Annotated in this window: 3 protein-coding genes; 2 read left to right on the top strand and 1 reads right to left on the bottom strand. The window is 52.2% G+C overall.

Annotated features, from left to right (window positions below):
* A partial coding sequence (hypF, locus tag Q7V06_RS00690) for a carbamoyltransferase HypF (protein ID WP_304836573.1) occupies positions 1-1648 on the top strand: 1648 nt, incomplete at its 5' end.
* Positions 1649-1653: 5 nt separating this feature from the next.
* Entirely contained in the window at positions 1654-2256 is a 603-nt protein-coding gene (locus Q7V06_RS00685) for a hypothetical protein (protein WP_304836571.1), read from the top strand.
* A gap of 23 nt (positions 2257-2279) precedes the next feature.
* Here Q7V06_RS00685 and Q7V06_RS00680 read toward each other — a convergent pair.
* Positions 2280-3125 (bottom strand): hypothetical protein (locus Q7V06_RS00680; protein ID WP_304836568.1); only part of this gene is annotated, 846 nt, incomplete at its 5' end.

The raw sequence follows: 3125 nt of genomic DNA, 5'->3' as shown, positions 1-3125 counted from the left end.
CTCCGATCCAATACAGAGAGCCGCAGAACTCCTGGATGCAGGAAAGATCCTCGCTATTCGCGGGATTGGAGGTTTCCATATCGCCTGTACCGAATCGTCAGCTGAACGTCTGAAGTTGCTCCTTGGAAGGACGGAGCAGCCGCTTGCGGTGATGGCGGAAAAAGATACTGCGGAGCAGATTGCCATCGTCACAAAGGATGATGCAGGATGGCTTACAAGCCCTGCACGACCGATCGTCATCCTTGAAAAGAGAGATCACTCTGCACATGAGACGATATCAAATCTCCATACGATCGGTCTGATGCTCCCCTATACCGGTCTTCATCACCTCCTCTTTAAACACCTGAAAGCCCCGCTTCTGGTGCTGACGAGTGCAAACGTCCCGGGAGATCCGATGATCACCGAGATCGACACCGCAATGTCACGTCTCATGGGGGTCGTCGATTACTTCCTCACCCATAACCGGGAGATTCAGAACCGGTGTGATGACTCAGTCGTCCGTGATGGCCTTATCATCCGCCTCTCCCGCGGTCTTGCACCGAAGAGGACCCGAATCGATCTCGGTACAAAATCAATCCTTTCTGTTGGTCCCGAACTGAATGCAAACACCACCCTCTACAGAGACGGGTTCTGCATCACCTCTCCACACGTCGGAAACATCAAAAATCCATCAACCGCCCGTTACCTCGAAGAGACGGTTGGACGCCTGCGGGGGCTCACCGCCATCACCCCGGATATCATCGCCTGCGATGCTCATCCCCAGTTCCTCTCGACACGATATGCAAAAGAACTCTCAGAATCGCTTGGTGCGGAACTGATTTCTGTACAGCACCACCGCGCCCATATTGCAGCAGCGACACGCGAGCAGTGTGTCGGGATAGCAATCGATGGTGTCGGATACGGAGATGATGGAAATGTCTGGGGTGGTGAGATCTTTGTGGGGCAGGCACCTGAATATTCACGTGCTGCACACCTTGAAGAGGTCCTGATGCCGGGGGGCGACGCTGCAACAGAGCATCCGGAACGGATGTTGTATGGTATTCTTCCAACCCCGGAAGTCCTTGAACTGCTCACGAGCAGGGGATGGAACGACATCGCCTCTTCAGCACTCTCTCATCAGGTCAGCAGGAAGTTCAATTGCGCCAAAACAACAAGCACCGGCAGGGTACTCGATGCCGCCTCTGCACTCCTTGGCATCTGTTGTCTGCGGACCTATGATGGTGAACCTGCGATGCGGCTTGAATCAGTGGCTACCGGTGGCAGACCGGAAGACTGGGATCTTGAATTTCTGGAATCCGGAGGAATGCAACTCCTCTCGACACGCAGCCTGATGGAAGATGCGCTCTCTCGGTTCCTCCCCCTCAGGGAGGAAAGCTCACTGATACAAAGACGAGGCGTTGCCGATATTGCAGCGTCATTTCAACATAATCTTTCAACAGGAATCGCGCTTCTCGCTGTATCTGTTGCCGAAGAAGAAGGTATACCGCGTGCCGCACTCTCAGGCGGCGTCTGTTACAACAGGATGATCCGTTCAACCATCTGGAACATACTCAGGGAGCATGGGATCACTCCTGTTATCAATGCCGGGTATCCCCTCGGAGACGGCTGCATCTCCTATGGTCAGACGATCATTGCAGGCAGCCGGTGATCCGAATGGATGCACACGAGTACGAATATCCACTCCGTGAATATGGAATGCCAGAACACGATCCCGATGAGGTGTTCCTCGTTGAAATTAAATTATCAACGGTGCAACAGCTCTTTAACAACCTTGATCCTGCCCCATTCAAAGAGAAGGAGCTCGATTCTGATGCTGAAGAGTATATCTACACCTGGTTTGAAGAGATCCCCCTCGATCAGACGGTTGAGATCATCGTCTATCTGCCCCTAGCCCTCATCTCAAACGAGGTGACAGAGAATATCCGGCAGGCTGTAAAAAACCACTTTCTCTATCTCAAATCCTTAGCTGATCATGCTATATCGGTCCAGTGGAGGCGTGAGAGGCTGAATCTCTTCATCGGTATCACCTTCCTCTTCTTCTGCCTGACGATCAGCCAGCATGCATCCGAGATCTTTGCTGAGGGATCGCTTGCAGAACTGATCGCAGAGTCCCTGATCATCATCGGCTGGGTAGCACTCTGGAAGCCTGTCCAGTTCTTCCTCTATGACTGGTGGCCGATCCGAAAGAGGAGACAACTCTGCTATAAAATTGCAGAATCAAAGCTTCAGGTGAAGCCGTCAAGCAGATCCGCCTGATTACGACCCCCCGTTCTTCTCTTTTATCTGTTCGCATCTTCAAGTTCGGGCCATTTCAGTATCTTGCCATCGGTATCTCTCAGGGGAACCGGCGGATGTGACTGTGCAGTTGCATGAGTGACACCATACATTATCAGTCCTGAGAGAAGTGCAGGGACGAAAGTGAAGAAGACGAGCCATTCGTTTGTAGGGGGAACAATGGTTATTACCCCTTCCGTGATCGAGAGGGCGATACATCCGATGATAACCGTCAGAAAGCCTGTAAGCATCGAAGCAAGCCCACCCGGAGCATTTGCCCTCTTCCAGAAGAGTCCACAGACTATTGCCCAGAAGAGGCAGGCGAAGAGGAGCGTAAAGCCGAAGATCATCATGTCATAGAGAACTTTTGCAAAGAGGGATATTACGATGCAAAAGAGTCCGATAGCAACGACGAGGTAGCGAGTCAGTTTCAGAACCCGTTTCTGTTCTCCTGCATGATCGGAGACCGACTCTTTGATCCAGAGGGTCGAGAGGACAGCAGCGGATGCGAAGATCGTCGAACTTGCAGTTGACATGATCGCTGCCACGAGAGAGCCGACAAAGATTGCCATCATCCATGGTTCAAGGAGTATCTTTGCCAGAATCGGAATGATCAGTTCAGGATCATCAGCAAGGATCGACGGTTCGATGAGGGCATTCTGGATCATGATGATCCCGATCAGGCCGAGGAAGACAGGCCCAAGTCCTGCGGTCCAGTATAAGGCTGAACCGATGATAAGACCTTTTTTGGCAGCCTGATCATCACGTGCACAGAATATACGCTGGGAGATATCAAGTGAAGCGATGCTTCCAAGCCCCATCCCACACCATGCGGCGAACCATGTGAGGAT

This window comes from Methanocalculus sp. (assembly GCF_030651615.1).
Classification (GTDB): domain Archaea; phylum Halobacteriota; class Methanomicrobia; order Methanomicrobiales; family Methanocorpusculaceae; genus Methanocalculus.
The sequence above is the reverse complement of the archived record's forward strand: the minus strand, read 5'-3'. Positions and strand labels throughout refer to the sequence as shown.

What these genes read in the sequence shown, in the direction of transcription:
- Q7V06_RS00685 (WP_304836571.1), top strand. Translation starts at nt 1,654, where the DNA reads ATGGATGCACACGAGTACGAATATCCACTCCGTGAATATGGAATGCCA.